Annotated in this window: 8 protein-coding genes; 5 read left to right on the forward strand and 3 right to left on the reverse strand. The window is 53.1% G+C overall.

The window, feature by feature from the left end; all coding sequences use genetic code 11:
* The 5 genes from pagP to tatE all read left to right on the forward strand — a co-directional run.
* Positions 1-312, forward strand: a 312-nt coding sequence (pagP, locus tag RTK32_RS18750) for a lipid IV(A) palmitoyltransferase PagP (protein ID WP_312046630.1), incomplete at its 5' end; no start/stop codon positions are given.
* A gap of 150 nt (positions 313-462) precedes the next feature.
* On the forward strand, positions 463-672 hold the full coding sequence (cspE, locus tag RTK32_RS18755) for a transcription antiterminator/RNA stability regulator CspE (protein WP_004156612.1): 210 nt from the start codon (positions 463-465) through the stop codon (positions 670-672).
* Positions 673-1025: 353 nt separating this feature from the next.
* Positions 1026-1481, forward strand: coding sequence for a GNAT family N-acetyltransferase (locus tag RTK32_RS18760; RefSeq protein WP_312046645.1), 456 nt, complete (start codon positions 1026-1028; stop codon positions 1479-1481).
* Complete coding sequence (locus RTK32_RS18765; protein WP_312046647.1) at positions 1481-2287, forward strand: deaminated glutathione amidase; 807 nt, start codon at positions 1481-1483, stop codon at positions 2285-2287. The genes RTK32_RS18760 and RTK32_RS18765 overlap by 1 nt, the downstream gene beginning before the upstream one ends.
* Before the next feature lie 281 nt (positions 2288-2568).
* On the forward strand, positions 2569-2772 hold the full coding sequence (gene tatE, locus RTK32_RS18770; RefSeq protein WP_312046649.1) for a twin-arginine translocase subunit TatE: 204 nt from the start codon (positions 2569-2571) through the stop codon (positions 2770-2772).
* Between the two features lie 74 nt (positions 2773-2846).
* Here tatE and lipA read toward each other — a convergent pair whose 3' ends face one another.
* From lipA to ybeD, 3 genes are all read right to left on the reverse strand, one after another.
* Complete coding sequence (gene lipA, locus RTK32_RS18775) at positions 2847-3812, reverse strand: lipoyl synthase (RefSeq protein WP_312046651.1); 966 nt, start codon at positions 3810-3812, stop codon at positions 2847-2849.
* A 139-nt stretch (positions 3813-3951) separates the two neighbouring features.
* Entirely contained in the window at positions 3952-4602 is a 651-nt protein-coding gene (gene lipB, locus RTK32_RS18780; protein WP_312046652.1) for a lipoyl(octanoyl) transferase LipB, read from the reverse strand.
* Positions 4603-4678: 76 nt separating this feature from the next.
* Positions 4679-4942 carry a DUF493 family protein YbeD gene (ybeD, locus tag RTK32_RS18785; protein ID WP_312046654.1) on the reverse strand — a complete coding sequence of 88 codons (264 nt, stop codon included), beginning with the start codon at positions 4940-4942 and terminating at the stop codon, positions 4679-4681.
* Positions 4943-5116: the final 174 nt, after the last annotated feature.

Genomic DNA, 5116 nt, shown 5'->3' on the forward strand with positions numbered 1-5116 from the left:
CGTTATGACGAAAAAGGCAACTGGAACGGCCTCTACCTGATGGCTTTTAAAGACTCCTTTAACAAATGGGAGCCTTTCGGGGGGTACGGCTGGGAAAAAATCTGGCGGCCGCTGTCCGATAACGATTTTCGTCTGGGGTTAGGCTACACGGCTGGCTTCACGGCACGGGATAACTGGAAATATATCCCGGTTCCAGCGGTATTGCCCCTGGCGTCAATAGGTTATGGCGATGCCACCTTTCAGATGACTTATATTCCGGGAACTTACAACAACGGCAACGTCTATTTCGCCTGGTTACGCTGGCAGTTTTAACCACAGAGGCGCGATAAAATGAGAATGAATCGGCAAAAAAGGCGATATTTATCACTTTTTCGTTAAAGGCTACTGGACAAAAGGCTCAGCAATTGCTGTACTAACCGTCGACACAGTTTAGTGTCCATTTTTCATGTAAAGGTAATATAGATGTCTAAGATCAAAGGTAGCGTTAAGTGGTTTAATGAGTCCAAAGGATTCGGTTTCATTACTCCTGAAGATGGCAGCAAAGACGTGTTCGTACACTTCTCTGCCATCCAGAGCAACGGTTTCAAAACTCTGGCTGAAGGTCAGCGCGTAGAGTTCGAAATCACCAACGGTGCCAAAGGCCCATCTGCTGCTAACGTTGCCGCCATTTAAGTTATCAGACAGAATTTTAAAAACCCGCCTTATGGCGGGTTTTTTTTTGCCTGTAAGACGACGCCGAAGACGGGCGATAGGGAAAATGGTGGGTAAGCCTTATCCGCAGTGGGGGAAGGCTTTACCCTGCATCACTTCCCCTGTTTTCGTAAAGATTGTGCCAAAACGTTATAAAAGAAACTGCCCTTACAGGCCGCTTCCTTGTGGCGCCTGACCCGCAAAGTAAAATACCGCTTACTCTGTAACAGGTGGTCGTGCTGGAAGAGTTGCTCTTATCGCGTCAGGCAGGCTATATAACCTGTAAGAAGAAAAGCGCTAATGGCCTGCTTGGGCCGCAATCTACAGGAGAGAGAATGAGGATCCGACTGGCGAATACGCATGACGGTTTTGCCCTGAGCGCGCTGTTAACCGAGCTGGGCTATGCCAACACTGAAATCTTTATTGAGCGTCGTCTGGCGCAGCTGATCGACGATCGGGCAGAACAGCTGCTGATTGCCGAGCAGGGCAGTACCGTCCTGGGCTTTCTCTCACTCCATTTTATTCCGCAGCTGGCGCTGGCGGGAGACTTCGCGCGCATCAGCTATTTTTGTATTGCGGACGGCAAGCGCAGTGAAGGCGTTGGACATCAGCTGTTAGGCCATGCCGAAAAGCTGGCAAAAGCGCGCGGCTGCGACCGGATGGAAGTACATTGTCACGAACACCGCACTAAAGCCAATGCCTTTTACAGCCGGGAAGGTTATAGCGAGTCTCCCCGCTACCTGATTAAGGATCTGAACTCGCCTCACTCATACTCAAACGGAGCGAGCTGATGAAAGTCGCTTCAGGACAGTTTGCGGTCAGCCGTAGCTGGCAGGAGAACGCTGCAACCTGTACGGACTTAATGGCGAAGGCACGAGACGGCGGGGCCGATCTGCTGGTTTTACCCGAAGCCGTACTCGCTCGTGATATCGCCGATCCGGATCTGGTGCTGAAAGCGGCTCAGCCCCTGGACGGGCCATTCTTAAGTGAGATTTGTGCGGCCAGCCGCGGCAATAGTTTAACCACCATAATGACTGTACACGTACCAACGGACGATGAAAAAGCATTGAACATGCTCATCGCTGTACGCAATGGTGAAATCGTGGCGCGCTACAGCAAGCTGCACCTTTATGACGCTTTCGCTATGCAAGAATCCCGTAACGTTAAGGCCGGCAATGATGTGCCGCCGCTGCTGGATGTTGCCGGCATGAAGGTCGGTCTGATGACCTGCTATGACGTCCGCTTTCCGGAGCTGGCCCGCCGCCTGGCGCTGGATGGCGCGGAGGTACTGGTGCTGCCGGCCGCCTGGGTTAAAGGGCCGCTTAAGGAAATGCACTGGGAAGTTCTGGTCACGGCGCGTGCATTGGAAAACACCTGTTACGTAGTGGCCGTTGGCGAATGCGGCCCGCGCAATATCGGCTGTAGCCTGACGGTAGATCCGCTGGGCGTGGCGATAGCAAGAGCGGCTGAAGCCCCGATGTTACTTTTTGCTGATATTGATCCCGCTCGTCTTGCTCATGCACGCGGCATACTGCCGGTGTTGGATAACCGGCGCTTTAGCCGACCCGAACTCATTAACCCGGTAGAAAGTTCGTAACATGGCTCTGTCGTTCGGGTCGCGCATCAAGGTAGTTGTGAAGGCGAGACGGAGGATAGCGCCAAACTGTCAGGATAGCCTTTGTGCGTGTCTCGGGACAGTAATGTTCGGCAGGTGCGATTTCAGGCTTTTCTGAGGGATTTTATCTGCTATCATCTTGCCCGTCGCTGTGCAGATATTACTCTGTTACAGATGGCAGTTTGTATTGACCGACGATCTGCGCGTTAATACACTTTATGGTTATTGACCTTTACTGGTCCGGTTAAATAAAGAAGGTGTGTATGGAAGGTATCAGTATTGCCAAACTGCTGATTATTGGCGCTCTGATTGTATTGCTTTTCGGAACCAACAAGTTACGCTCTCTGGGCGGCGATCTGGGTTCGGCGATCAAAGGCTTTAAAAAGGCGATGAGCGACGATGACACCTCCGCGAAAAAAGCGCCTGTCGCTGAAGATAAAGCGGAACAGGTTACTCATAAAGAGTAACGACCGCATTGAGCGATAAAAAAAACGGATGACAGGGTCATCCGTTTTTGTTTGCGTCGGCAAAATGTAAAGAGTTATTTCACTTCCAGGCCTTTCGCCTGCATATCCGCATGATAGGAAGAGCGCACGAACGGCCCACAAGCCGCATGGGTGAAGCCCATCTCCATCGCTGCTTCTTTCATCTCGTCGAACTCCGCCGGACTGACGTAGCGCTGCACCGGTAAATGGTGGCGGCTTGGCTGCAGATATTGCCCCAGCGTCAGCATGGTGACGCCATGACGACGTAAATCACGCATGACCTCCACGATTTCGGCATTGGTTTCGCCCAGCCCAACCATCAGACCTGATTTTGTCGGGATCTCAGGATGCGCTTCTTTAAAACGCTCCAGCAGCTTCAGCGACCATTCATAGTTGGCGCCGGGGCGTACCTGACGGTAGACGCGCGGCACGTTCTCAAGATTGTGGTTAAACACGTCCGGTGGCGTGGCGTTAAGGATATCCAGCGCGCGATCCATTCGCCCGCGGAAATCCGGCACCAGCGTCTCAATTTTAATGGTCGGGTTTTTAGCACGGATAGCGCTGATGCAGTCGGCAAAGTGCTGAGCGCCACCGTCACGCAGGTCATCGCGGTCAACAGAAGTGATCACCACGTAGCGCAGGCCCATATCGGCGATAGTCTGCGCCAGCTTTTCCGGCTCGTTGGCGTCGGGCTGAACGGGACGGCCGTGCGCCACGTCGCAGAAAGGACAGCGGCGGGTACAGATTGCACCCAGGATCATAAAGGTAGCGGTGCCGTGGTTAAAACATTCTGCAAGGTTAGGGCAGGAAGCTTCTTCACAGACGGAGTGCAGACCGTTTTTACGCATGGCGGCTTTGATGCCCTGGATGCGGCTGGAGTCGGCAGGGAGTTTGATTTTCATCCACTCCGGCTTACGTAAAATCTCTGTGCGTTCGGTGACCACGGTTTTAACCGGGATCAGCGCCATCTTATCTGCATCGCGGTATTTGACGCCGCGTTCCATCTGAATAGGTTTACTCATAATCTTGCTGTTTCCAGGTTGGCATGCGCTAGTCAGCCGCGTGACGTTCAAATTTTTTTGAGAAAAGCGCAAAAATTATATCACCTCGCGGCGCGGGTTTCAGCCAGGGCAGACGAGAAAATGTGACGGAATTGTAAATTTATGGCGTTCGCTCATCCAGCCACTGCACGTCGGCTATCGCCAGCTGGTGGGCAAAGTGTTTGATCAGCAGCGGCTGCACGTTGGCCAGCGTGACGCCCTTCTTGTAAGCAGCGATCTGCGTCATCTCCAGCCCGGCGTAACCGCAGGGGTTGATGCGTAGAAAAGGCGCAAGGTCCATATCCACGTTTAAAGCCAGCCCGTGAAAAGAGTTACCGTTACGGATGCGCAGACCTAACGAGCAGATTTTTTTGCCGTCAACGTAAACGCCAGGTGCGTCTGCCCGGGCCGCTGCCTCAATATCGTAATGCGCCAGCGTGGCAATAACGGTCTGTTCAATAGCGGTGACCAGATCACGCACGCCGGTTTTACGGCGTTTCAGATTCACCAGCACGTACATGACCTGCTGGCCCGGGCCGTGATAGGTCACCTGACCGCCACGATCGCTCTGCATAACCGGGATATCGCCCGGCATCAGCAGATGCTCAGCTTTACCGGCCTGGCCCTGGGTAAAAACAGGCAGGTGTTCTACCAGCCAGATTTCGTCGGGCGTTTCCGCGCTGCGCTGGTGGGTAAAATCGTGCATGGCCTGAGAGACAGGCGCCCATGGCTGCAAACCGAGCTGACGAACAAATAGGGTATCCTGATGCATGGAAGGTCCGGTCAGGGAATAAAGAAGGGAGTATAACGCCGAACGAGGGCAATGGTCAGCCCCCGATCGGTGATGGCTACAGCACCATCCGCACGATTTCTATGTTGCCCAGCTCGTCATAGAGCGTTTCCACCTGCTCAATATGGGTCGCCGTAATGGTAATAGAAACAGAGTGATAGTTGCCTTTGCTGCTGGGTTTTACTTCCGGAGAGTAATCGCCAGGCGCATGGCGCTGGACGACCTCAACTACTTGATCAACCAGCTCCGGCTGCGCCAGACCCATCACTTTATAAGTGAACGGGGTAGGAAATTCGAGCAGTTCTTTAAGATTGGTTTTCATAGGGGCTCCGGTAACGCTAAAACAAAGACTCCCGCCAACAGCGGGAGCCTACAGATAATATCAATATGCGGGCCATTCAGCCCGAAATCAAGCGCGGCACGCGACAGATTTAGCCGAACCAGTGATGGAACATCAGCTTGATGTAATCAACGATACGGCCAATGAAGCCCCCTC

The sequence above is a fragment of the Erwinia sp. genome, assembly GCF_031978025.1.
In the GTDB taxonomy this organism is placed as follows: domain Bacteria; phylum Pseudomonadota; class Gammaproteobacteria; order Enterobacterales; family Enterobacteriaceae; genus Erwinia.